At 69.1% G+C, this 21,001-nt stretch carries 20 protein-coding genes; 13 read left to right on the top strand and 7 right to left on the bottom strand.

Going from position 1 to position 21,001, the window contains the following annotated elements:
* The first annotated feature begins 239 nt into the window (after positions 1–239).
* Genes AC1XX3_RS17250 through AC1XX3_RS17260 form a run of 3 tightly spaced genes read left to right on the top strand, consistent with a single transcriptional unit; the run spans position 240 to position 2,354 of the window.
* Positions 240–677: a hypothetical protein gene (locus AC1XX3_RS17250; protein WP_483322408.1), complete on the top strand. Its 438-nt coding sequence runs from the start codon at positions 240–242 to the stop codon at positions 675–677.
* On the top strand, positions 674–1,504 hold the full coding sequence (locus AC1XX3_RS17255; RefSeq protein WP_483322409.1) for a histidine phosphatase family protein: 831 nt from the start codon (positions 674–676) through the stop codon (positions 1,502–1,504). Before AC1XX3_RS17250 ends, AC1XX3_RS17255 begins: the two co-directional genes overlap by 4 nt.
* On the top strand, positions 1,488–2,354 hold the full coding sequence (locus AC1XX3_RS17260) for an NAD(P)H-hydrate dehydratase (protein ID WP_483322410.1): 867 nt from the start codon (positions 1,488–1,490) through the stop codon (positions 2,352–2,354). Before AC1XX3_RS17255 ends, AC1XX3_RS17260 begins: the two co-directional genes overlap by 17 nt.
* On the opposite strand, the gene AC1XX3_RS17265 is transcribed toward AC1XX3_RS17260, so the two are convergent.
* Positions 2,344–2,988: a PAS and ANTAR domain-containing protein gene (locus tag AC1XX3_RS17265; RefSeq protein WP_483322411.1), complete on the bottom strand. Its 645-nt coding sequence runs from the start codon at positions 2,986–2,988 to the stop codon at positions 2,344–2,346. The genes AC1XX3_RS17260 and AC1XX3_RS17265 overlap by 11 nt on opposite strands.
* Before the next feature lie 365 nt (positions 2,989–3,353).
* On the opposite strand from AC1XX3_RS17265, the gene AC1XX3_RS17270 reads away from it, so the two are divergent.
* The 4 genes from AC1XX3_RS17270 (at position 3,354) to AC1XX3_RS17285 (ending at position 6,478) form a co-directional block, all read left to right on the top strand.
* Positions 3,354–4,082, top strand: a complete 729-nt coding sequence (locus AC1XX3_RS17270; RefSeq protein WP_483322412.1) for a class E sortase — start codon at positions 3,354–3,356, stop codon at positions 4,080–4,082.
* Between the two features lie 108 nt (positions 4,083–4,190).
* Positions 4,191–4,859 carry a ferritin-like domain-containing protein gene (locus tag AC1XX3_RS17275; protein ID WP_483322413.1) on the top strand — a complete coding sequence of 223 codons (669 nt, stop codon included), beginning with the start codon at positions 4,191–4,193 and terminating at the stop codon, positions 4,857–4,859.
* Positions 4,860–4,872: 13 nt separating this feature from the next.
* On the top strand, positions 4,873–5,481 hold the full coding sequence (locus AC1XX3_RS17280; RefSeq protein ID WP_483322414.1) for a ferritin-like domain-containing protein: 609 nt from the start codon (positions 4,873–4,875) through the stop codon (positions 5,479–5,481).
* A gap of 490 nt (positions 5,482–5,971) precedes the next feature.
* Positions 5,972–6,478, top strand: coding sequence for an HdeD family acid-resistance protein (locus AC1XX3_RS17285; RefSeq protein WP_483322415.1), 507 nt, complete (start codon positions 5,972–5,974; stop codon positions 6,476–6,478).
* 49 nt (positions 6,479–6,527) lie between these two features.
* On the opposite strand, the gene AC1XX3_RS17290 is transcribed toward AC1XX3_RS17285, so the two are convergent.
* Complete coding sequence (locus AC1XX3_RS17290) at positions 6,528–7,550, bottom strand: LacI family DNA-binding transcriptional regulator (RefSeq protein ID WP_483322416.1); 1,023 nt, start codon at positions 7,548–7,550, stop codon at positions 6,528–6,530.
* Entirely contained in the window at positions 7,547–8,563 is a 1,017-nt protein-coding gene (locus tag AC1XX3_RS17295; RefSeq protein ID WP_483322417.1) for a LacI family DNA-binding transcriptional regulator, read from the bottom strand. Before AC1XX3_RS17295 ends, AC1XX3_RS17290 begins: the two co-directional genes overlap by 4 nt.
* A 324-nt stretch (positions 8,564–8,887) precedes the next feature.
* Here AC1XX3_RS17295 and AC1XX3_RS17300 point away from each other — a divergent pair, with 324 nt between their 5' ends.
* From AC1XX3_RS17300 to AC1XX3_RS17310, 3 genes are read left to right on the top strand one after another with little or no spacing between them, the layout of a single operon-like run.
* Complete coding sequence (locus AC1XX3_RS17300; protein ID WP_483322418.1) at positions 8,888–11,194, top strand: glycoside hydrolase family 43 protein; 2,307 nt, start codon at positions 8,888–8,890, stop codon at positions 11,192–11,194.
* A complete protein-coding gene (locus AC1XX3_RS17305; protein ID WP_483322419.1) occupies positions 11,191–12,243 on the top strand; it encodes a glycoside hydrolase family 43 protein in 1,053 nt (350 codons plus the stop codon). Before AC1XX3_RS17300 ends, AC1XX3_RS17305 begins: the two co-directional genes overlap by 4 nt.
* A 58-nt stretch (positions 12,244–12,301) precedes the next feature.
* Positions 12,302–13,132, top strand: a complete 831-nt coding sequence (locus AC1XX3_RS17310; RefSeq protein ID WP_483322420.1) for a phytanoyl-CoA dioxygenase family protein — start codon at positions 12,302–12,304, stop codon at positions 13,130–13,132.
* A gap of 25 nt (positions 13,133–13,157) precedes the next feature.
* Here the strand turns inward: AC1XX3_RS17310 and AC1XX3_RS17315 are convergent, their stop codons facing one another.
* From AC1XX3_RS17315 to AC1XX3_RS17325, 3 genes are all read right to left on the bottom strand, one after another.
* Positions 13,158–14,468, bottom strand: a complete 1,311-nt coding sequence (locus tag AC1XX3_RS17315) for a cation:proton antiporter (protein WP_483322421.1) — start codon at positions 14,466–14,468, stop codon at positions 13,158–13,160.
* A 79-nt stretch (positions 14,469–14,547) separates the two neighbouring features.
* On the bottom strand, positions 14,548–15,135 hold the full coding sequence (locus AC1XX3_RS17320) for a hypothetical protein (RefSeq protein WP_483322422.1): 588 nt from the start codon (positions 15,133–15,135) through the stop codon (positions 14,548–14,550).
* Between the two features lie 14 nt (positions 15,136–15,149).
* Positions 15,150–16,298 carry a zinc-dependent alcohol dehydrogenase gene (locus tag AC1XX3_RS17325; RefSeq protein ID WP_483322423.1) on the bottom strand — a complete coding sequence of 383 codons (1,149 nt, stop codon included), beginning with the start codon at positions 16,296–16,298 and terminating at the stop codon, positions 15,150–15,152.
* Positions 16,299–16,511: 213 nt separating this feature from the next.
* On the opposite strand from AC1XX3_RS17325, the gene AC1XX3_RS17330 reads away from it, so the two are divergent.
* Positions 16,512–18,416 carry a glycoside hydrolase family 15 protein gene (locus AC1XX3_RS17330; RefSeq protein WP_483322424.1) on the top strand — a complete coding sequence of 635 codons (1,905 nt, stop codon included), beginning with the start codon at positions 16,512–16,514 and terminating at the stop codon, positions 18,414–18,416.
* Positions 18,417–18,552: 136 nt separating this feature from the next.
* Positions 18,553–18,840: a hypothetical protein gene (locus tag AC1XX3_RS17335; RefSeq protein ID WP_483322425.1), complete on the top strand. Its 288-nt coding sequence runs from the start codon at positions 18,553–18,555 to the stop codon at positions 18,838–18,840.
* Between the two features lie 21 nt (positions 18,841–18,861).
* Here AC1XX3_RS17335 and AC1XX3_RS17340 read toward each other — a convergent pair whose 3' ends face one another.
* Positions 18,862–19,548 carry a TetR/AcrR family transcriptional regulator gene (locus tag AC1XX3_RS17340; RefSeq protein WP_483322426.1) on the bottom strand — a complete coding sequence of 229 codons (687 nt, stop codon included), beginning with the start codon at positions 19,546–19,548 and terminating at the stop codon, positions 18,862–18,864.
* A 248-nt stretch (positions 19,549–19,796) separates the two neighbouring features.
* On the opposite strand from AC1XX3_RS17340, the gene AC1XX3_RS17345 reads away from it, so the two are divergent.
* Positions 19,797–20,981, top strand: coding sequence for an MFS transporter (locus AC1XX3_RS17345; RefSeq protein WP_483322427.1), 1,185 nt, complete (start codon positions 19,797–19,799; stop codon positions 20,979–20,981).
* Positions 20,982–21,001 lie beyond the last annotated feature (20 nt).

Raw genomic sequence — 21,001 nt, forward strand, 5'->3', positions numbered from 1 at the left:
GTCGTGGGCGTCGGCACAGGTGGGCCGGCGCCTTCGTTGACGTCCGAACAGGTGATACCCCACCCCTTACAACGTAAACCGCCCTTGCCCGCAGATCAGGCAACTTTCTGCCGCTGCCGCCGCTGGCCGGGGAGACGACCCGCCGAAATCCGGACCCGCACCCGCGGCTGGTTGGACTTGAGCACACCGGGTATGCCGTGCAGGTGCCCCGACTCCGACCCGGTCCCGACCCGGCGACCGTGTCAAGGCCCCTGCTGCTGGGTCTGGGGCTGCCCAGTGTCCTGATGGGACTGGCGCCGTTGTTGAGCGCCGATCGCACCGCGCGGACTCTGGGACTGGACGTGACACCCAGCACCACGAAGGTATTGCGCTGGCTCGGCGTCCGCGAGCTGGTGGTGGCGATCGCCTTCCTCGCCCGGCGGTCGCCGGTCGGTCTATGGGGCTTCGTGGCACAAGACCTCGCCGACCTGCCCGGATGCAGCTGGCTGGCGGTGCGCAAGTTCCGGCAGGACGGCGTCGGCCGGTTCCACCTGGCATCTGCTCTCTATCTCGTGATCGGCGTGATCGATGTCGTGGCCGCAGTGTCGCGTGGCCTGGATCGTCCGGCCGCTGCACCGCAAGACGTCGGGTCCTCCTATCCTGGCGCGATGCGACGTAGTTCACAGGTGCACCGATGAACCATGAGTCCGCGCCCGGACCCGTTCCCGCCGACCAGCGCCCGCCCGGCCCATCGCCGGACGGGACCAGTCCGGAGAGCGGCCGGCTGCAGAGGACTGAGCTGATCCTGGTCCGCCACGGCGAGAGCCTGGGCAACGTGGCCGCGGCTCGGGCCCACCAGGAGCAGGGCGAAGAGATCGAGGTCGATCGGCGCGATGCCGACGTGGAGCTGTCGCCGACCGGCGCGGACCAGGCGACGGCCCTGGGGGAGGGGATGGCCCGATGGCCGGCCGAGCTCGCCCCGACCAGCGTCTGGTGCTCGACCTACGTCCGCGCCCGTCAGACCGCCCAGGTGGCCCTCGACGCCGCCGGCCTCGATCTGCCCGTGGTGGTCGACGAGCGGCTGCGGGACCGTGAGCTCGGAATCTTGGACATGCTCACCACCCGGGGCGTGGCGGCTCGGTTCCCGGAGGAGGCTGAGCGGCGACGCTGGCTCGGCAAGTTCTACCACCGCCCACCCGGCGGTGAGTCCTGGGCCGACCTCATCCTGCGCGTCCGCTCGGTCATCGCCGACCTGCTCGCGCTCGAGCCTGGGCAGCGGGTCCTGGTGGTGTGCCACGACGCGCTCGTGCTCGCGTTCCGCTACGTCTGCGAAGGGCTCTCCGAGCAGGAGGTGCTAGACCTCCAGGCCAAAGACCCGGTGAAGAACGTCTCGGTCACCCGGCTTCGCTCCCAGCCAGGTCAGCGCCGCTGGGAGCTGCTCGCCTACAACGATGTCAGCCACCTCGCCGGCACCGAGGTCCCCGTCACCAGCCACCCAGGAGAACGTCGTGTCCATCCAGAGTGAACCAGTCACCCCGTCCACGCTGCGGGAGTGGTCGCTGCCCGCGGTCGGGGACTCCAAATACAGCCGAGGCGCGGTGATGGTCATCGGCGGTGCCGCCGCCACCCCGGGTGCTGCGCTGTTGAGCGGGCTGGCCTCACTGCGGGTGGGTGCCGGTCACCTCTCCCTGGCCGTCGCCGCGAGTGCCGCGGTCGCCGTGGCGGTCGCGTTGCCGGAGGCTGGGGTGACCGGGCTCCCGCAGAACAGCCGCGGCTCGGTCCTGGGCGCCGACCTCAGTGCGATCGCGGACGACGTGGCGAGCGCGGACGTGGTCCTGGTCGGCCCCGGGCTGGACGATGCCGACCAGACCGTGCAGCTGCTGCGGAGCCTGGTGCCGTTGCTGTCCGACGAGACCCGGGTGGTGTTGGACGCGTACGCCCTGGGCGTCCTGCCGCAGCTCGACGACGTGGTCGAGGCCCTGGCGGGACGCATGGTGCTGACCCCGAACAAGTCGGAGGGCGGCCGGTTGCTCGACCGCGACGTCACCGACGAGAAGACCGACGCCGACGAGATCGCCCGCCGGTTCTCTGCGGTCGTGTCGCTGCAGGGGCGGGTGGCGGACGGCTCCGGCCGGGTATGGGAGATCGGCACCGGCCACACCGGCCTGGCGACCTCCGGCAGCGGGGACGTGCTGGCGGGCGCGGTGGCAGGCCTGTTGGCCCGCGGCGCCGAGCCCGCCCAGGCGGCGGCCTGGGCGACGCATCTGCACGCGGCGTCGGGTGACCGGCTGGCTGCTCGGGTCGGCGCGGTCGGATTCCTCGCCCGGGAGCTGCTCGACGAGATCCCCGTGGTGATGGTCGAGCTCACGCTCTAGCGCCGGAAGTCCCCGGTGGCTCACTGAACAGTCGTCCGACCACCTCGCGGGGGTCGTCTGTGGACGCGTCCGGTCCGGTGATCGCCTGGACCACCTCCGACGCGAGGGCGGCCAGCTTGCGGTTGCTGCGCTGGCTGTGGCGGCGGAGGAGGTCGAAGGCCTGGTCGTCGTCCATCCGGTACGCCAGCATCAAGGCTCCCTTCGCTTGGTCGATGACCGCCCGATGCCGCATGGCGTCGCGGACCGCGTCGGCCGTAGCGGCGTGGAGTCCCGCCAGCCGGAACTCGGTGAGGTCGGCCAGGAATCCGGTCACGCTGACCACCTCGCCGGTCTCGTCGGCCACGCTCTCGCCGATCATCAGCACCGATCTGACCACACCGTCGGCAGCGTGGATCCGACACGAACAGCTGATCGGCCCCGGCCGCGTCCGGGCTGTCGTGTACGCCTGGACAACAAGCGGCGCGTCGGCGGCCGGAATCAGTGACCGCCATGCCTGCCAGGACGGGTCGACCTCGCCCTCCGCATAGCCGAGCAGCGGGTACATGTCGGCGGACCACTCCCACTGGAGGCGGTCGAACCGGAGGGTGAAACGCCCGATGCCCTCCCACTGGGTGCCGGCGAAGTAGCTGATCATCCGCTCTTCCGACGAGCTGGCGTGCACCAAGTTCACCTCTCCGACTGGCCGACGGCGGTGACGCCGTCACGTGGCTGCCCATGCCCGCACGCGAGATGGGCTGTTCCTGCCCGGGAGGCTGGCCCGTCGAGACGTGCGATCAGGTCGTGGCCGGGGGACGCGGCGCTGCGGTCGATGGCGATGGGCTTGATCGTAGCGCCGTTCTCGACATCCCGACGCGGATGCGGCTATCCGATCGTGGGCTGGCTGAGCACGCTGGCGACGCAGCACCAATCCGAAAGCGCGAGGCCCCCGAACCACTCCCGGAACCGAGAGCACGCGACCACCCGCAGCTCGAGTCGGTGACTTGATGGAGGCGACGATCGATGACGACACCCGCATCCCGTGGCGGACGGCCGCAGCGTGGGCGCGCGCGGCAGCGAACGGCCGGCGCAGTCGGTGTGCTTGCCCTCGTCGCCGTGGTGCCGTGGCTCATCCCCTGGGGCGGCGCGACCTCAGCCGACCCGCCGGGAACCGCGCCCTCCTCAGTTCGCCAGAGTCAGGCGGTTCCCGAAGCTCCAACCAGAGCGGAGAAGCCGAGCGATCAGGCGGTCGGGGAGCTGGCCGAGGAGGTCTCGGGAGCCGATGGGACCGACCTGCCGGTCTCGGCCGCCGAGGTCGCTTCGGTTAGCACCATCCCTGGTCCGTACCAAAGGCTCGGGCGACTCCAGATCCCGGCGATCGGGCTCGACGTCGGCTATGGCGAGGGCGTCTTCGCCGAGACCTTGGAGCGAGGGCCCGGCCACTGGCCCGGTACGCCGATGCCGGGTGGCCGAGGCAACTCCGTCATCTCCGGTCATCGCAACACCCATACCCAGCCGTTCAAGCAGCTGGACGAGCTGTCCTCCGGTGACACGATCATCGTTTCGTCCGGCTCGGCTGCGCCGGTGACCTACCGGGTGACGTCGACCACCATCGTCGCCCAGGAGAAGTACAAGGACTTCGTCCTGCGTCAGCCCGCTGATGGCGACGTCCGACAGCTCACCCTGTTCGCCTGCCACCCCGAAGGCAACCCCGTCTTCCGGATCATCGTCTCGGCATCTGCTTCGGCCTGACCAGTCCGGCCCAGCGACACCCATCGAGCCAAGGAGGTCAGTCCCGCCGCCTGCACCGCAGCCCGGCAGCACCCGAACGACTCAGCTTTCCACCACAAAGGATGTGACATGAACGACAACCTCAGATCAGCACCGCCGCAGTCCGGCGACGCCGTCGTGTTCGACGGCCAGCCAGTGATCAACTTCCGCGACGACAACGCACGCCGACGCTTCATCAAGACGGCAGCGATCATCGGTGCCGGGTCGACGCTGGTGGCCGCCACCCGGTCCGACCCGCGGGCCTTCGCGGACGCGACCACCGACGACCTGGAGATCCTGAACTACGCACTCACCCTGGAGTATCTGGAGGCGGAGTTCTACACCAGAGGGATCGAGGGTGGCTCACTGAAGGGCCGCGACCTCGAGCTCGTCGAACCGATCCGTGAACATGAGCAGGAGCATGTCACCGCCGTCACCCAGACGATCAAGGATCTCGGGGGGAAGCCGGTGTCGAAGCCGGAGTTCATGTTCCCTGAGGGCACCTTCGACGACAAGGTGAAGTTCCTGACCACCGCCTCGGCCTTCGAGGAGCTCGGGGTCACGGCATACCACGGTCAGGTCGCCCGGGTGAAGGACGGCGATATCCTCGCCGCCGCCGCGTCGATCGCCGGTGTCGAGTCCCGGCACGCCGCCATCGTCGCTGACCTGCTGGGGACCAACCCGTTCCCGTCGCCGTTCGAGAAGCGGATGACGATGACCCAGGTCCTCAAGGCCGCCGGCCCGTTCATCAAGTCGTAAGGGAGAGATCACCATGAACCGCAGAGATCTGATCAAGGGCGTTGCTGTCGCCATCCCCGGGGCCATCGCCTTGGAGATGCTGGGCACCAAGTGGGCCTTCGCTGAAGACAAGGACTTCACCGGCCCGTTCGACGTGCTCAACTACGCACTGACACTGGAATACCTGGAGGCGGAGTTCTATCGCCAGGGCAACCAGGCCGACCTGCTGGACGGCAAAGCAGCGAAATATCTCAAGGCCATCCAGAAGGATGAGGAGATGCACGTCTGGTCCCTCAAGGACACCATCACCAAGCTCGGCGGCACGGCCGTCGGTGCTCCGAAGGTGGACTTCGGCGGCGCCTTCAAGAGTGCAGAGAGCTATCTGGAGACGGCGTACGTCTTCGAGAACCTGGGCGTCCAGGCCTACCTCGGAGCCGCCCCGTCGCTACTGAAGGAGAAGGATCTGCTCACCGCGGCGGCGAGCATCTTCGGGGTCGAGGCCCGGCACGCCGCGATCATCGGGCAGCTGCAGAAGAAGTCGGCCGAGGGTGGCGTCTATCGAGGGGCCTTCGAGAAGCCCGCGTCCAAAGAGACGGTGCTGGCGGCAGCCGGACCATTCATCGTCGCGGCGCAGACTCTCTGAGTCGCAGGCTCTGACGGCATCATCTCGCTGCCGCAGCTGCGTGGGTCGCGGGCCATCGGGCCCGTGGCCCACGCAGGTGTGCCCGGGTTCGCCCCGAGAGGCGAACGGCCACCCGGCGCCGGCGAACGCCGACACGGGGTGGCTCTGCTCAGAAGTTGGTCGCCACCGTCTACACCTCCTGAGCTTCGCGCGTCTGTCGTACCACCGCAGAGCGTACTAGCGCGGACGTGGACGCGTGAGAGAAATCGAGAGACTCGAAGGAAAACACATCAGGCCGCGAGCACCTGGGCTCAATCCCGCCAATCGCCCGGTACGAAAATCGAGCCAAGGCATAAGTAGAGCAGCACCATTGACGTATTCCTGTGGTCGGATCATGCTCGAACTATCTGAAGGTCCCCCAGGAGACAGGCCGACGACTGTGACACTGCCGCCGCAGGCACCACCATTCGAACCGGACCTCGATCCGCAACCGGCCGGATGGAGCACCGGCGTGCGGGTCGGTATGGCACTCGCCTCGATTGTGGTGGGAGTCGTGGTCCTCGCTTTGCCGGTCAAGACCCTGCTGCTGGTGGCGCTGCTGTTCGGCGTCCAGCTGATCCTGCTCGGTGTGGTGCGGATGGTGATGGCACCACCGGGTCCGCGGTGGCTGAAGATCTTGAGCTACGTCCTGGGCGTACTGACGATCATCGCGGGAATCATCTGCTTCCTGAGGCCAGGGGCGTCACTGCTGTTGATCGCCATCTTGTTGGCGGCCGGGTGGATCGCGGACGGCGTGGCAGAACTGTCGCGGGGAATCACCCGCGGGCTGTCGGCGGGGGAAATGGCACTGTTGATCGTCAGCGGAATCCTGTCCATCGTGGCAGGCTTTGTGGTCGCCATCTTCCCCGGCGAGTCGTTGCTGCTTCTCGCGCAGCTCGGCGGTATCGCACTGATCGTGCTGGGGATCGTCGGCCTGGTCAGCGCGATCCACGCACACCTGCGTCGGCGACGTCACTGATCACCCCGGCGTGGCAGGCAAGGGGGCACTGCCACTCCAGGTCATCGCGTCACGGCGTGCTCCGACCTGGCACCGCCGTGCTGCGGGGCGCCGAAGTCGACTGGCGCACGATCAAGGACATCGGCAGCGTCCGGTGGACCGCCGATGCACCGCCGCCCTCGTCGGCGGCCAGCAGCAGTCGAGCCGCCTGCCGCCCGATCTCCCGGCTCGGGGAGGCCACCGTGGTCAGTGCCGGAGTCGATAGCGCAGAACCGAAGGCGTCATCGAACCCGAGGACGCTGAGATCGTCGGGGACGCGCAGGCCGCGCTCGGCGAGACCGGTCAGCAGGCCCAGCGCCAGGTGATCGTTGAAGGCGATCGCGGCCGTGGCGCTCGCGCCCATCACCTCGGCTGTGGCGGCGCGTCCGCCGTCGTACGTCGCCCGATAGGGACCGACCCTGCTGACCTCGAGTCTCCGGTCGGCCGCGATGCGCTGCAGGGCTGACCAGCGCCGCTGGCCGGTCGCGTTGGCGTCGGGGCCCGCGACGTACACGATCCGGGTGTGACCGAGGTCGTGGACGTGCCGGACCGCCAGATCCATCCCGCTGTCCGACTCGAGGACCACCCCCGCCACCCCAACGACACGGCGGCCGACGGTCACCGTCGGGCGATGAGCACTCAGCGCCTGGATGGCGAAGTCGGAGGAGCGCGGGTTCAGCAGCAGGAAGCCGCGAACACTCGGTTGCAGGACTGCGACCGCTGAGGCCTCTCGGTCCGCATCGTGTCCGACGGCGGAGATCGTCGTGGCCAGTCCCGCTGCGGACACCTCGACGCTGATGCCGCGGACGATGTCGGTCAGGAAGGGGCCGGTGATGCCCGGGGTGAGGATCCCGACCATCGTCGACAGTGCTGCCTCCGGCGGGGCGGCGGACCGGGCCAGATATCCCATCCTGGCCGCGACCGCCTCGATCCGCAGCTGGGTCTGGCGGTGGAGCCGACCGGGCTGGTTCAGGGCCCGCCACACCGTTGACGTGGCCACCCCGGTTTCGCGAGCCACGTCGGCGAGCGTCACCTTGCCGCCGGCGTCGGTCACGGACGCCTCGGCATCGGGCCGGCGGTGCTCTCGCGGACCTGCAGGGTCCAGGGCACGGCCACAGACTCGGCTGGGCCGCCCTGCCCGTCCACCCGGCTGATCAGCAGCCGGAGCACCTCTTGGCTCAGCACCGCCAGGTCTGCGGCGATCGTGGTCAGCCGTGGGTTGGAGAAGCGGCCCTCGGCGATGTCGTCGAAGCCCGCGATGGCGACATCGTCGGGGACGCGGATCCCGGCGTCGGCGCACTCCCGGATGGCTCCGATGGCCATCAGGTCGTTGAAGCAGAACACCGCGTCCGGTGGCTCGGGCAGAGCGAGCAGGTGCCGCATCGCCTGCGCTCCGTCTCGTCGCTCGTAGTCCGAGACCCCGACGACCAGGTCGGAGTCGTACGGCAGGCCTGCTCCCTGCAGCGCCTCTCGGTAGCCCTGCAGGCGCACCGACGCCGTACCGCTCACCGACTCGCGACCGATGGCGGCCACCCGGGTCCGACCGAGCCCGATCAGGTGCTGGGTCATGGCCCGCGCCGCGGCTATCGAGTCGACCGCGACGTGGTCGTAGCCCGCGGGGACGGCGCGCTCGCCGAGCAGCACCATCGGCAGGTCGTCACCACGGCCCGCGATCTCCGCGGCGGACAACGCGAGGGGGGAGAAGATGACCCCGTCGATGACGTGGGAGCGCATGCCGTCCAGCACCACCCGCTCGGCGTCCGCATCGGCACCGGTGACATCGAGCAGCATGATGTAGCCCCGTCGTGCGGCTTCGGCACTGATCATCGCGGCGAGCTCGGCGAAGTAGGGCGAGTCCATCTGCGGGACCGCGAGAGCCAGGAAACCCGCCTTGCCGTGCTTGAGCTGCCGGGCGCTGACGTTCGGGCGATAGCGGAGCTCGGCGATCGCCTGCTCCACCTTGGCCCGAGTGCTCGCCTTGATATGCGGGTAGTTGTTGATGACGTTCGACGCCGTCTTGACCGAGACCCCGGCCAGCTCGGCCACGTCGCGGAGCCGGGCCGCCATCAGAGGTGTCTCCGCACCCGACCATCCACGCGGGTTGAGGCCGCAGCGACCGGATCCAGCACAGCCACTCCAGGCGTGCACCAGCCGCCGCTGCCGACGTCGGTGCCGCCGCTGAGACGGCGCGCAGGGGTGGTGGTCGTCACCGTCGCAGGCTATACCGGCTCCGTTCGCCAGCCTTTACAAGGAAAGTTAACCGTTGTAGACATATGCACAGCAGACGGTCATCCGTCGTCGATCCGCACCAGCTCAGGGACCGGATCAGCGGCGAACGCTGCACATCTCAGTAGTGCCGACGACGCCATTCCTGATCCGAAGAAGGTAGCCATGACCGCTCCATCACGCCGCTCGCCGCTGGCCCTCCTGGCGCGCAGCGCGCTGCTCACGACTGTCGCCGTCGGCACCGCGCTGGCCACAGCCCTGGCTCCGGCCGGCGCAGGGGCGGCACCCGATCGGTCGTCCTCCACGTCGGCGCGCAGCTACCGCAACCCGGTCAGCGCATCGTTCGCGGACACCTTCGCCGATCCCTCGATCATCCACGCCAAGGATGGCTGGTGGTATGCGTACTCCACCGCCGACCCGTTGCGGGCCGGGGACGACCCCGGGATCATGCATATCGCCCGAACCCGGGACTTCGTCCGCTGGGACTACCAGGGCACCGTCTTCAACGCCGACAACCGGCCGTCCTGGGCCACTGAGACCTCTGGGCTGTGGGCGCCCGACATCCGCTACGTCGACGGCCAGTACGTCATGTACTACACGGTCACCGATACCACCTTGAACCCCGGTGACGACTCCGCCATCGGCGCCGCGACCTCGCCCACCCCGGTCGGCCCGTGGACGCCGACCGAGGCCCCGGTGGTCGCCCCACGGCCGGGCAACGGCGGATTCTTCTGGACCTTCGACCCGTCGGGCTTCACCGACGTCGAGGGCAACCGCTATCTCTATTTCGGCAGCTACAACGGCGGCTTGTGGGTCACCCGCGTCACCGACGACGGCCTGACCGCCACCGGCGCTCCGGTCCAGGTGGCCATCGACAACCGCTACGAAGGCGCCTACGTGGTGCGTCACGAGGGCTGGTACTACCTGATGGGCTCGGCGGCGAACTGCTGCGCCGGACCGACCACCGGCTACTCGGTCTTCTCCGGCCGCTCCCGGTCGCCGCTGGGGCCGTTCGTCGACGCCGACGGCTTGGGGCTGCTCGACTCGCGGGTCGGCGGCACCATCATGATCACTCAGAACGGCAACCGCTGGATCGGTGCCGGCCATCACGCCATCGCCACCGATGCCAGCGGTCGTGACTTCATCGTCTACCACGCGATCGACCGCAATGACCCGTGGCTGAGCGAACCCTTCCAGATCAACCGCCGCCCGATGCTGATGGACCGCATCGACTGGGTGGCGGGGTGGCCGCGGGTCCGCGCCGGCGCCGGCCCCAGCGAGGGACGCCAACCGGCTCCGGTCACCGGCTCCGACCTCGGCATCACCCCGCACGACCCGGCGGCCGGCGGCTTCCGCGGGCTCTCCATGGGGCCCGTCGATCCGCAGGCCGGTCGGACGGCTGCAGTCCGTGGCCTGGCCCGCACCCGCAGCGAGATCCGCGACCGCTCGGTCCGGGTCCGGCTGGACGTCTCCAGCAGCCGCCCCGTCACGGTCGGTCTCGGAGAGCGCTCAGGTCAGGTAGCGGTCACCTTCGACCCGTCCGCGGGCCGGCTCACCGTGACCACCGGAACGGGCCGCCAACAGCGCCGCGCCACCACCGCGGTGCCGGCTGGTCGGCAGGGCTGGCAGACGCTGACCATCGAGGTCGCCGCGTCCTCAGTGCTGGCGCAGGTCAGCGAGAGCGACCTGGCCGACCCGGTGGCCGAGGTGCGGCTCTCGGGTCGGGGCTTCCGGCTCGGGCGGGCGCCGCTGACGCTGGCCAGCCGGGGCGCGTTGGTGGACAACGTGTCGGTGCGTGAGCTCGCGACCGAGGCCCGCACGCTGGTCAGAACCCCGCAGGCCGGCCGGCTGTTGGCGGCTGACGAGTTCAACCGTCCGCTCTCCTCCGCCTGGTCGTGGGTCCGTGAGGATCCCGACGCCACGGTTACCGGAGGGTCGCTCGCCTGGCCGCTGCAGGCAGCCGATCTGACGGGTGCGAGCAACAACGCCGGCGTGCTGCTACGCGACACACCGCGGGGCACCTGGATCGCCGAGACCAAGCTCACCCTCGACCTCGGTGTGAACGACGTACGCAACTACCAGCAGGCAGGGCTGGTGGCGTACGAGTCGGACGACGACTTCGCCCGCCTGTCGTCGGTGGCCATCTGGAACACCCGGCAGACGGAGTACGGCCGCGAGCTGGTCGCTACGCCGGAGGGCGCCACCAGCTTCGGCGGTGCGGTGATCGGAACGCCGGCGCCCACTGTCTGGCTCCGCCTCGCCCACACCCGCAATCGGGCGGGGGAACACCTCTACCGGGCCGCCACCAGCCGCGACGGCCGGGATTGGACCTGGGGTGCGGTGTGGACCTTCGCCGCCGACGCCGACCCCAAGATCGGCCTCGTCGCCCATGGTGGGGACAACCCGCCGGCCACCGCGTCGTTCGACTATCTCCGGTTCTACGCGACCAGCTGGCCGGGCGAGCGCGGATGACGGATCGCCCTCTCGGACGGAGCCCTCGCCGGCCCGGCACTCGCGCGCTCGGTGTGGTCGCTCTGGCCGGACTGGTCCTGCTGCCCGCCTGCTCGGGCAGCGCCCAGTCCGCGCCGGCGGCCTCGCCGTCGAGCTCGGCGGCGGGGTTCACCAACCCGGTGTACGACGCCAACTTCCCCGACCCGATGATCTTGTTCAACGACGACGGCAGCTATCTGGCCATCAGCACGAACGGCAACGGCCACAACGTCCAGACGCTGACCAGCACCGACCTCACCAGCTGGCAGCAGGGATCGGACGCCCTGCCGCAGCTGCCCGACTGGTCGACCCCCGGCAAGGTGTGGGCACCGGAGGTGGCGGTGCACGACGAGAACCGCTACGTCATGTACTACACAACGCGGGCGCCGGACCCCGAGATCCAGTGCATCGGGGTGGCGACGGCTGAGGCGCCGCAGGGGCCCTACACCGACCGCTCCCGTGAACCGCTGGTCTGTGAGGACGACCAGGGGGGCTCGATCGACGCCCACCCGTTCACCGCCAGCGACGGCAAGCGCTATCTGTACTGGAAGAACGACGGTAACGCGGTCGGCGTCGACACCTACATCTCGGTGCAGGAGCTCGACCAGGCGGGGACAGCGCTGGTCGGGAAGCCGAAGCGGTTGTTCAAGCAGGACCTGCCGTGGGAGGGATCGCTGGTCGAAGGACCGTTCGTGTGGGAGCACGAAGGTCAGTTCCATATGTTCTACTCCGCCAACTCCTACGCCTCCGCCGACTATGCCGTCGGACACGCCGTCGCCGACAGCCCGCTGGGGCCGTTCACCAAGACTGAAGAGCCCGTTCTGGTGACCAATGACGTTGCTGCCGGGCCGGGCCACTGCGCCCTGTTCGCGAAGGACGGCAAGGTCTGGATGGTCTACCACGCGTGGTCGCCGGAGGCGATCAACACCGAGGTGCCGGGGCGGACCATGTGGCTCAGCGAGGTGACCTTCGCCGCCGACGGCTCGGTCAGTGTCGTGCCGCCCACCACCGACTACCCGAATCGACCCTGACGTCTGAGCGCGGTGCGCCGTGCCGACCGCACCCGACCCGAAGATGAGGCGAACACCGATGACCACGACCAACACCAGCGAAGTTCCCGCCGAGGAGCTCGTCCGCGGGCTGTACACCGACGGCATCATCGCCTGTAAAGCAGCGTTCTCGCGCGACTGGGCCGCCGCGATGCACGAGGACGTCATGGCGGCGTTCGAGGAGGCCATCGGGCGTGAGGGCGGGGCCGTCGGTCGCGGTCCGAAGCGTTACTACGTGGAGATCCATCCCGAGCAGCTCCGCGGCTTCGTCGACCTGGTCAGCCACCCCTGGGTGAGAACGGTCTGTGAGACGGTCCTCGGGCCCGACTACGAGATCGTCGAGGTCGGCTTCGACATCCCCTTCGCCGGTGCGATGAACCAGCCGTGGCATCGCGACTTCCCGTCGCCGCCGGAGACGTACGAGCAGCGCCGGCTGACCTCGCTGGCGTTCAACCTGACAGCCGTCGACACCACCGCGGAGATGGGCCCGTTCCACATCGCCCCCGGCACCCAGTACGAGAGTGGACTGGACTTCGACCACGGCATGTTCCCGGACAAGAGCGAGTGGCCGCGCTACGAAGGGATCGGGCAGCTGAAGATGCCGCAGATGGGCGACATCTCGGCTCGGTCCGCCCTCACCATCCACCGAGGGACCGCGAACCAGTCGGAGCTCTCCCGGCCGGTGCTGGTGCTCGGCGTCGACGCGCCGGGAGCCGGTCACGCCGAGCTGCACGACATGATGATCACCCGCGCGTTCGCCGCGTCGCTGCCCGACGAGGTCCGCCGGCACCTGCATGCACGGGTGGTCGACGAGCTGGTCCCGATTGTGCAGAAGCACACCATCGAAGGTCTGGTGATGGGGGCGCCGTAGCGGCCCGTTCTCCGAGGCCGCTGGCTCAGACCGCGGTCTCGGGTGCTGCCTTCTCGGTCCCGTGCCGGGCGATGGCGGCGCGCTTGCGGGCCCGGTCGAGCAGCGCCATCGCGGGCGTCGCCGTGATGCCGTGCACCAGGACGGAGGCGGCTACCGCTAGTCCGACGATCGCCCACAGCCGGTCGGCCCCCGCGAACGCGCCGTGCGCGAGGGCGTAGGAGATGTAGAACAGTGATCCGATGCCACGGACACCGAAGAATGCGATGACCGCCCGTTCGCGCGGACCGGTGGCGCCGCCGAGGAGGCCGATCCACCCCGCGACGGGCCGGATCACCAGCAGGAAGACCAGCACCAGCACCACATCGACGAACTCCAGCGGCGCGAGTAGCCCTCGAGCGATGGCGCCCCCGAGCAGCACCAGGATCAGCACTGTGAGCAGCCGCTCGATCTGCTCGACCCAGGAATGCAGCACCCCGTGATAGCCGTTGGTGCGCTCACCGGCTCGGATGGTGCAGGCGCAGACGAAGACGGCGACGAATCCGTACCCCTCGGCCACTTCGGCGATGCCGTAGGTCAGCAGCGTGGCGGCGAGTGCCACGAACCCCTCGGCGTGGTCCGCGAGCCGGAGCGGCCGAACCGGGGCGTTGAAGAACAGCTTGCGCAGCAGCCAGCCGATACCGATTCCCACCGCCACACCCATCCCGAGGCGCCAGAACACGTCCACCGCGAGCCAGTGCCCCACCCCGGCCCAGGTCACGGCGCCGGCGGTGCTCAGACCGATGGCGGCGTAGGTGAAAGGGAAGGCGAGCCCGTCGTTCAGTCCAGCCTCGGCGGTCAGGGCGAACCTGGCCTCGTCCTCCACCGGCTGCTCCGGGTCCTCTGACGGCTCCGCCACCTGAACCTCACTGGCCAGCACCGGGTCGGTCGGCGCCAGCACCGCGGCGATCAGCAGGGCGGTCGCCAGTCCGAAGCCGAGCAGCTCCGAGACCAGCACGGTGACCGCCACGATGCAGACCACCATGGTGATGCCCAGTAGCCGCCAGGTGGTCATCCATCCCCGCCAGGTGACCTTTCGGTCCAAGGCGAGCCCGGCACCCATCAGCGAGATCAGCACGCAGACCTCGGTCAGGTGGGTGGTCACGGAGCCGTACGCGATCGGGTCGGGGGTCGGCAGATCCGGAATGATCCAGAAGGCGAGGATCCCCAGGCCGAGGAACACCATCGGCATGGAGATCGGGACCCGGCCGAGGACCCGGGGGAGCAGTGCTGCGGCGAAAGCGGCTAGGCCAAGCGCAACGAAGAGCAGTCCAGCACCGTCGAGTGGGATGGGGAACACCTCCGCGATCAGACCGCCGCGGGGCGGATCCCACTGACGGTACCCCGCGGGGGCGGCCCGTAGACAAATCCGACGCCGGTCAGCGCCGTCGGGCGCCACCACTGCGGTCACGTAGCGCACGAACGCCGGCGACGGCGACCGCGCCGGCCGCGACCCACGGGCCGGCGACGAGGATCACGTCCAGCGGCTGATGGCGGAGATCGGCGCGGCCCTGCCCGAACCGCGACGCGATGCCATGGTGAGTGAACTCGGCCCGGATGCCGGTCTCGGTGATCGGGTTGTCCGGGTGCAGCGTGGCGAAGGAGGCGACGTGGCTCTCGACCGCGTCGACCCGGTCCGCTGCCAGGAGCAGCAGCCAGTGTGCGGCTCGCCCTTCGCTGAAGCGGGCGTACGCGAAGGTGCGCATCACCCCGGACAGCCCTTTCGGCGGACAGCTGGTGCCGAAGACGGGTGTCAGGAACTTGTGCTCGATCGAGCGTTCCCGCGGCCACTTCTCCGGCTGCCGTTCGGGGAAGTCCCAATGGGCGCCGGACGCGGCGGGGTCGAACCGCTCCCGCGGGACGGCCGGTCGATCCTTGGGGTCGAGATCCGCTCCCCAACCCGGAATGGTGGCCCGCAATTCCTCGATGGTCTTCGGCAGCGGCGGCTTGTCGGCGGTGTAGGCCATGGTGAATGGGCTCCTCAGCTGGCGGTGGGGATGATCAGCGGCTTGATGCAGCCGTCGAGCTTGGCGGAGAAGATGTGATAGCCCTCAGCGATGTGCTCGAGCGGGATCCGGTGGGTGACGATGTCGTTCGGCTTCAGATAGCCGTTGCGGATGTGCTCCATCAACCGGGGCCACTGCCGTTTCACCGGTGCCTGGTTCATTCGCAGGGTGAGGCCCTTGTTCAGCGCGTCGCCGAACTTCACTGCCGAGAACATCGGACCGTACGCGCCCATCACCGAGATGGTGCCGCCCTTGCGGACGGCGTCGATGGCCCAGTTCAAGGCGATCGGCGAACCGCCCTGCAGCTTCAGCTTGGCTGCGGTCACGTGCTGGGTGAAGTTGCCGTCGGCTTCGGCGCCGACGCACTCGATCACCCGGTCGGCGCCGAGGTGGTCGGTGATCTTCTTCATGTGCACCACGATGTCGTCGTACTCGGCGAAGTTGTACGTCTCCGCGTGGGCGAAGGTTCGGGCCTTCTCCAGCCGGTTCTCCAGGTGGTCGACGACGATCACCCGTCCCGCGCCCATCAACCAGGCCGACTTCGCGGCGAACAGACCGATCGGACCGGCACCGAGCACCAGCACCACGTCACCCTCGACGATGTCGGCCAGCTGCGCCCCGAAGTATCCGGTCGACAGCGCGTCGGTGAGCAGCAGCGCGTCCTCCTCGTCCAGCCACTCGGGGATGATGCTGGGTCCGACGTCGGCGAACGGGACCCGGACGAACTCGGCCTGCCCGCCGTCGTAGCCGCCGCAGGTGTGGGAGTAGCCGTAGATGCCACCGACCGCCGTGGCGTTCGGGTTGACGTTGTGGCAGTTGGAATAGAGCCCGCGGGCGCAGAAGAAGCAGGAACCGCAGTAGATGTTGAACGGGACCATCACCCGGTCGCCCACCCGCAGGTTCTGCACCGACGATCCGACCTCGTGCACCACGCCGATGAACTCGTGACCGAAGGTCATCCCGACCCGGGTGTCCGGCATCATCCCGTGGTAAAGGTGCAGATCAGAGCCGCAGATCGCGGCCATGGTGACCCGGATGATCGCGTCGTTGGGGTGCTCGATGGGCGGGATGTCCTTCTTCTCCACCCGGACCTTGTAGGGACCGCGATAGACCATCGCGCGCATTGAACCTCCGCAGAAATAGGCCCGACGATCGTCGGTCAGTTCGGACGCTTGGAACTCGCCAGTGGGCTTACCCGTGGAAGGAGATCGCGAAACTATGTCCCGGTGCCGAGACGGTGTCGCGGAGGAGCCGCAGATCCGTCGCGGTCCAGACCAGATGTTCCACACCCGATCAGGGTGCTTGCCAGCAGGGCCCCGCGCGGCGATGCTTCGCTCATGAACAGTGATCAGGTCGGCGTCCAGGCCCACGTCAGTGACCGGGTCGATCACATCGCCTCCGTCCCCATCGGGGACTACGGATTCCTCAGCGACGGCGAGGTCTCGGCCCTGGTGGCCCCCGGCGGTGACGTGGACTGGATGTGCCTGCCGCGGTTCGACTCGCCGAGCGTGTTCGGCGCCATCCTGGGTCAGCATGCGGGTACGTTCCGGGTGGCGCCGTCGGACGTCCGGGTGCCGGTGGACCGACGCTACGTGCCGGGGACGATGATCTTGGAAACCAGCTGGGGTACGGCCACCGGCTGGATCATCGTGCGCGACGCGCTGCTGATGGGGCCGTGGCGGCATGAGAAGGACCGGTCACAGACCCACCGCCGGATCCCCAACGACTACGACACCGAGCACACCCTGCTGCGCACCATCCGCTGCGTCACCGGCGAGGTGCAGACGGTGGTGGACTGCGAGCCGGTGCTGGACTACGGCCGGACCCACGTCAGGTGGGAATACTCCGGCCAGGGCTATCACCAAGGCGTGGCGACGGCGGAGGGCTCGGATCTGCGGCTCACTCTCACCACCGACCTCCGCCTCGGCTTCGAGGGTGGACAGGCCGGCGCACGGACGCTGCTCAAAGCCGGCGACGTGCGCTACGTCGCGTTGTCGTGGGGTGACACGGCGCCGCCGATGGACTACGCCGAGGCATACTCCCGGCAGGTCTGGACTGCGCACCACTGGCAGCACTGGCTGGCGCGCGGCACCTTCCCCGACCACCCCTGGCGCAGCTATCTGCAGCGCAGCGCGCTCACCCTCAAAGGCCTGACCTATGCGCCGTCCGGAGCGATCTCGGCGGCCGGCTCGACGTCACTGCCGGAGACGCCCGGCGGCGAGCGCAACTATGACTACCGGTTCACCTGGATCCGCGACGCGACCTTCGCCCTGTGGGGGATGTACTCGCTCGGCTTCGACTGGGAGGCGGTGGATTTCTTCTCCTTCATCGCCGACGTCGCCGAGCGCGACGACCATCTGCAGATCATGTACGGCGTCGGCGGCGAGCGGAACCTCGACGAGCAGATCCTCGACCACCTGCCCGGCTATCAGGGTTCACGCCCGGTCCGCATCGGCAACGCGGCCTACGACCAGCGACAACATGATGTCTGGGGTGCCCTGCTGGACTCGGTCTATCTCCACTCCAAAGCCGCCGACCACCTGGATGGCAGAATCTGGCCGATCCTCGACAAGCAGGTCACCGAGGCGCTGAAGCACTGGCGGGAGCCGGACGCGGGCATCTGGGAGGTCCGCGGCGAGCTGAAGCACTTCACCTCGTCCAAGATCATGTGCTGGGTGGCGGTGGACCGCGGAGCGCGCCTGGCACGACTCGGGGGCGACGACGCCAAGGCGGCCGAGTGGGAACTGGCAGCGGAGGAGATCCGCGAGGACATCCTCACCCACGGGGTGGACAGTCGGGGGGTGCTGACGCAGTACTACGGCACCGACGCGCTGGACGCGTCGTTGCTGCTCGCGCCGCTGGTGAGGTTCCTGCCGGCCGACGATCCCCGGATCCGGGCCACGGTGTTGGCCATCGCCGACGAGCTCACGGTCCACGGGCTGGTGCTGCGCTATCGGGTCGACGAGACCGACGACGGTTTCGCCGGCGAGGAAGGGACCTTCACCATCTGCTCGTTCTGGCTGGTGTCGGCCCTGTGCGAGATCGGCGAGTATCGCCGGGCCCGCACGCTGTGCTCCAAGTTGTTGTCGCTGTCGGGTCCGCTGCAGCTCTACGGTGAGGAGCTGGACGCCGAGACCGGGAACCACCTGGGCAACTTCCCGCAGGCGTTCACCCATCTGGCGCTGATCAACGCCGTGCTGCACGTCATCAGACTGGAGGCGGAGCACGGCGACGGGGCCTGAGAGCGGGCCGCCGACGCCAGAACCTGGTCCGCCTCGGCAGGTCCAGACCGGAGCATTCCTTGATGGTGCACGACGTAGCCCATACTTGTTGGCCGGTTCCGAGCCGGACCGGGAGAGAGCGACGAGGGAGGGTCCGATGGAAAAGACGCTGGAGACCGCCGAAGAAGTGGTGGCTAGGCTCCGGACCCTTCCGGACGACGCCGACGCCCTGGATTGGTTCGGCGAGTGGCTGGCGCGGCGTGACCGGGTGATCGAACGCATCTCCACAGATGAGATCTCGTCGGTCCTGGAGACCGTGGCCGACGAGCTGGACGTCGAGGCGGCGCAGCACGACCACCCACGGGGTGCCGCCCTGAGCATCGCCGCGGTGATCCTCAAGGACACGGCCGCCGACGCGCAGCACGGCGGGTTGGCCACCACCTGACCGGCATCGTCGCCGGCAGCCTCAGATCGCAGAGAAGTGTTGATCCATCCCGGCGAACAAGATGGTGAGACCTTCGTCGAGCTCGGCCCGGCCGTCGTACTCGGCCTCGTCGCTTGCCAGTCGGTACACGTTGGGGAACTCGTCGCCGAGGCGCTGTAGTGCGGGGAGGGACTTCTCCGCATCGAGCGCGATCGCTCGCAGCTGCCGCAGCTCGGTGATCACGTGGCCGAGCACCAAGGAGGTGTAGAGACGCTGCACCCGCTGCGCCCGCTGGGGCGGGAAGCCGGCCTCGCTGAGCACGTCCAACATCCGCTCGACAGGTCGGAGCGCTCCGCGGGCCTGCTGCCACACCGGCGCTGCGGAAGGCCGCGACGTCAGCAGCGGCACGACGTTGGGGTGCTTCAGCACCAGGGCGCGGAAGTTGTGCGCACCGGAGCGCAGGGTGGTGCGCCAGTCGACGCCTTCGATCGGCGGATCCAGTTCCTCGAGCAACCGCTCGACGATGCCGTCCAAGATGTCGTCTCGGCTGCTGGCGTAGCGATAGAGACTCATGGCCTCGCGGCCCAGCTGCTGGCCGATCCGGCGCATGGTGAGTCGCTGCAGGCCCTCGCGGTCCACCACCTCGAGGGCGGCGGTGATGACGACGCGGCGGCTGAGCTTCGCGGGCTGCACCGGACCACTGGTGCTGGTCACGCCGGAATCAGGCACTGCCAGCACCTCCTTCGGGCGGGCACCCGGTGGCGCCACGTGCAGGCCGGGTGGGATGTAGCGAAAGTTTACATCGTAAGCCCAAGGGCTCGGTGGCCGGACGAATGACGACCGGTCAGGCGGCCCGGCCCCGGTCTCGGCGTTCGAGCCGACCGGACCACCCGGCGCCACCCGGCGCTACCGTGGTGCAATCCGCCTGCTGGGACAGAAAGTATCAACTTATGAGACAAAGTCGGACAGTCGTCACGGTGAGCAGCGGACGCCGCTGGACGATGTTGATCGTCAGCATGGTCGCTCAGGCCTGCAGCGCGTTCTTCATCCACGGAGTTGCCTTCCTGATCCCGGCTCTGCAGGAGGAAGGGCTCTCCCTGACCCTCGCCGGGACGGTTGCCGCGATGCCGACGGTCGGGGTGGTGCTGACGCTGATCGCGTGGGGCGCAGTCGCCGACCGGTTCGGCGAGCGACGGGTGTTGGTGACCGGGTTGCTCCTGACGGCTGCCGCCGGCGCCGCGGCCGCGGTGGTGAGCGGCACGCTCACCTTGTGCATCTTCCTGCTGCTGGGCGGGATGGCGGCGGCGAGCACCAGCTCGGCCAGCGGCCGGGTCGTGGTCGGCTGGTTCCCACGCCGGCGTCGCGGGCTCGCCATGGGGATCAGGCAGATGGCGCAGCCGCTCGGGGTGGCCGCCGCCGCCCTGGCGGTGCCCCGGGTGGCCGAGGCCACCGGCATCGGCCACGCCTTGTGGCTGCCGTCAGCGCTGGCTGCCGGTGCCGCGGTGCTGTGCCTGCTGCTCGTCCTCGATCCGCCCCGCCCGTCCTTGGCCGAAGCCCAGACGGCGGGTCAGCTCGCCAACCCGTACCGGAGCAGCTCCTATCTCTGGCGGATCCATGCCGTCTCGGTGTTGCTGGTGGTGCCCCAGTTCACGGTCTGGACGTACGCGCTCGTGTGGCTGATGACGGATCGCGACTGGACCGCCGGCGCCGCCGGACTGGTCGTCGCTCTCACCCAGGTGCTCGGGGCTCTGGGGAGGATCGCGATCGGTTCGCTGTCCGATCGGGTCGGCAGCCGGATGCGCCCGCTGCGATGGGTGGCGGTCGCGGCAGGGGTCAGCATGGCTGCGCTGGCGCTCACCGCCGAGCTGGACTGGTCCGTGGCCGTGGCGATCCTGGTGGTGGCCTCGGTCGTCACGGTCGCGGACAACGGGCTGGCCTTCACCTCCATCGCCGAGGTGAGTGGTCCCTTCTGGGCCGGTCGGGCCCTGGGCACCCAGAACACCGCCCAGTTCCTCGCCGCCGCCATGGTGCCCCCGGCCGTCGGTGGGGCGGTCACCCTGCTGGGATTCCCCGCCGCCTTCGCCTTGACCGCGCTCTTTCCGATCGTCGCCGCGCCGCTGATCCCCCAGCAGCTGGAGGCATCGCGCGCCGTGGACGACTAGGGCGATCGCGTCGCCGCCGG

It is taken from the genome of Microlunatus sp. M237, assembly GCF_056896895.1.

Bases quoted from the DNA above. Each gene is read 5' to 3' on its own strand.
- AC1XX3_RS17255 (WP_483322409.1), top strand. From the start codon at position 674: ATGAACCATGAGTCCGCGCCCGGACCCGTTCCCGCCGACCAGCGCCCG.
- AC1XX3_RS17310 (WP_483322420.1), top strand. From the start codon at position 12,302: ATGACCACGACCAACACCAGCGAAGTTCCCGCCGAGGAGCTCGTCCGC.
- AC1XX3_RS17325 (WP_483322423.1), bottom strand. From the start codon at position 16,298: ATGCGCGCGATGGTCTATCGCGGTCCCTACAAGGTCCGGGTGGAGAAG.
- AC1XX3_RS17320 (WP_483322422.1), bottom strand. From the start codon at position 15,135: ATGGCCTACACCGCCGACAAGCCGCCGCTGCCGAAGACCATCGAGGAA.
- AC1XX3_RS17305 (WP_483322419.1), top strand. From the start codon at position 11,191: ATGACGGATCGCCCTCTCGGACGGAGCCCTCGCCGGCCCGGCACTCGC.
- AC1XX3_RS17295 (WP_483322417.1), bottom strand. From the start codon at position 8,563: ATGGCGGCCCGGCTCCGCGACGTGGCCGAGCTGGCCGGGGTCTCGGTC.
- AC1XX3_RS17300 (WP_483322418.1), top strand. From the start codon at position 8,888: ATGACCGCTCCATCACGCCGCTCGCCGCTGGCCCTCCTGGCGCGCAGC.
- AC1XX3_RS17275 (WP_483322413.1), top strand. From the start codon at position 4,191: ATGAACGACAACCTCAGATCAGCACCGCCGCAGTCCGGCGACGCCGTC.
- AC1XX3_RS17265 (WP_483322411.1), bottom strand. From the start codon at position 2,988: ATGATCAGCTACTTCGCCGGCACCCAGTGGGAGGGCATCGGGCGTTTC.
- AC1XX3_RS17270 (WP_483322412.1), top strand. From the start codon at position 3,354: ATGACGACACCCGCATCCCGTGGCGGACGGCCGCAGCGTGGGCGCGCG.
- AC1XX3_RS17330 (WP_483322424.1), top strand. From the start codon at position 16,512: ATGAACAGTGATCAGGTCGGCGTCCAGGCCCACGTCAGTGACCGGGTC.
- AC1XX3_RS17335 (WP_483322425.1), top strand. From the start codon at position 18,553: ATGGAAAAGACGCTGGAGACCGCCGAAGAAGTGGTGGCTAGGCTCCGG.
- AC1XX3_RS17280 (WP_483322414.1), top strand. From the start codon at position 4,873: ATGAACCGCAGAGATCTGATCAAGGGCGTTGCTGTCGCCATCCCCGGG.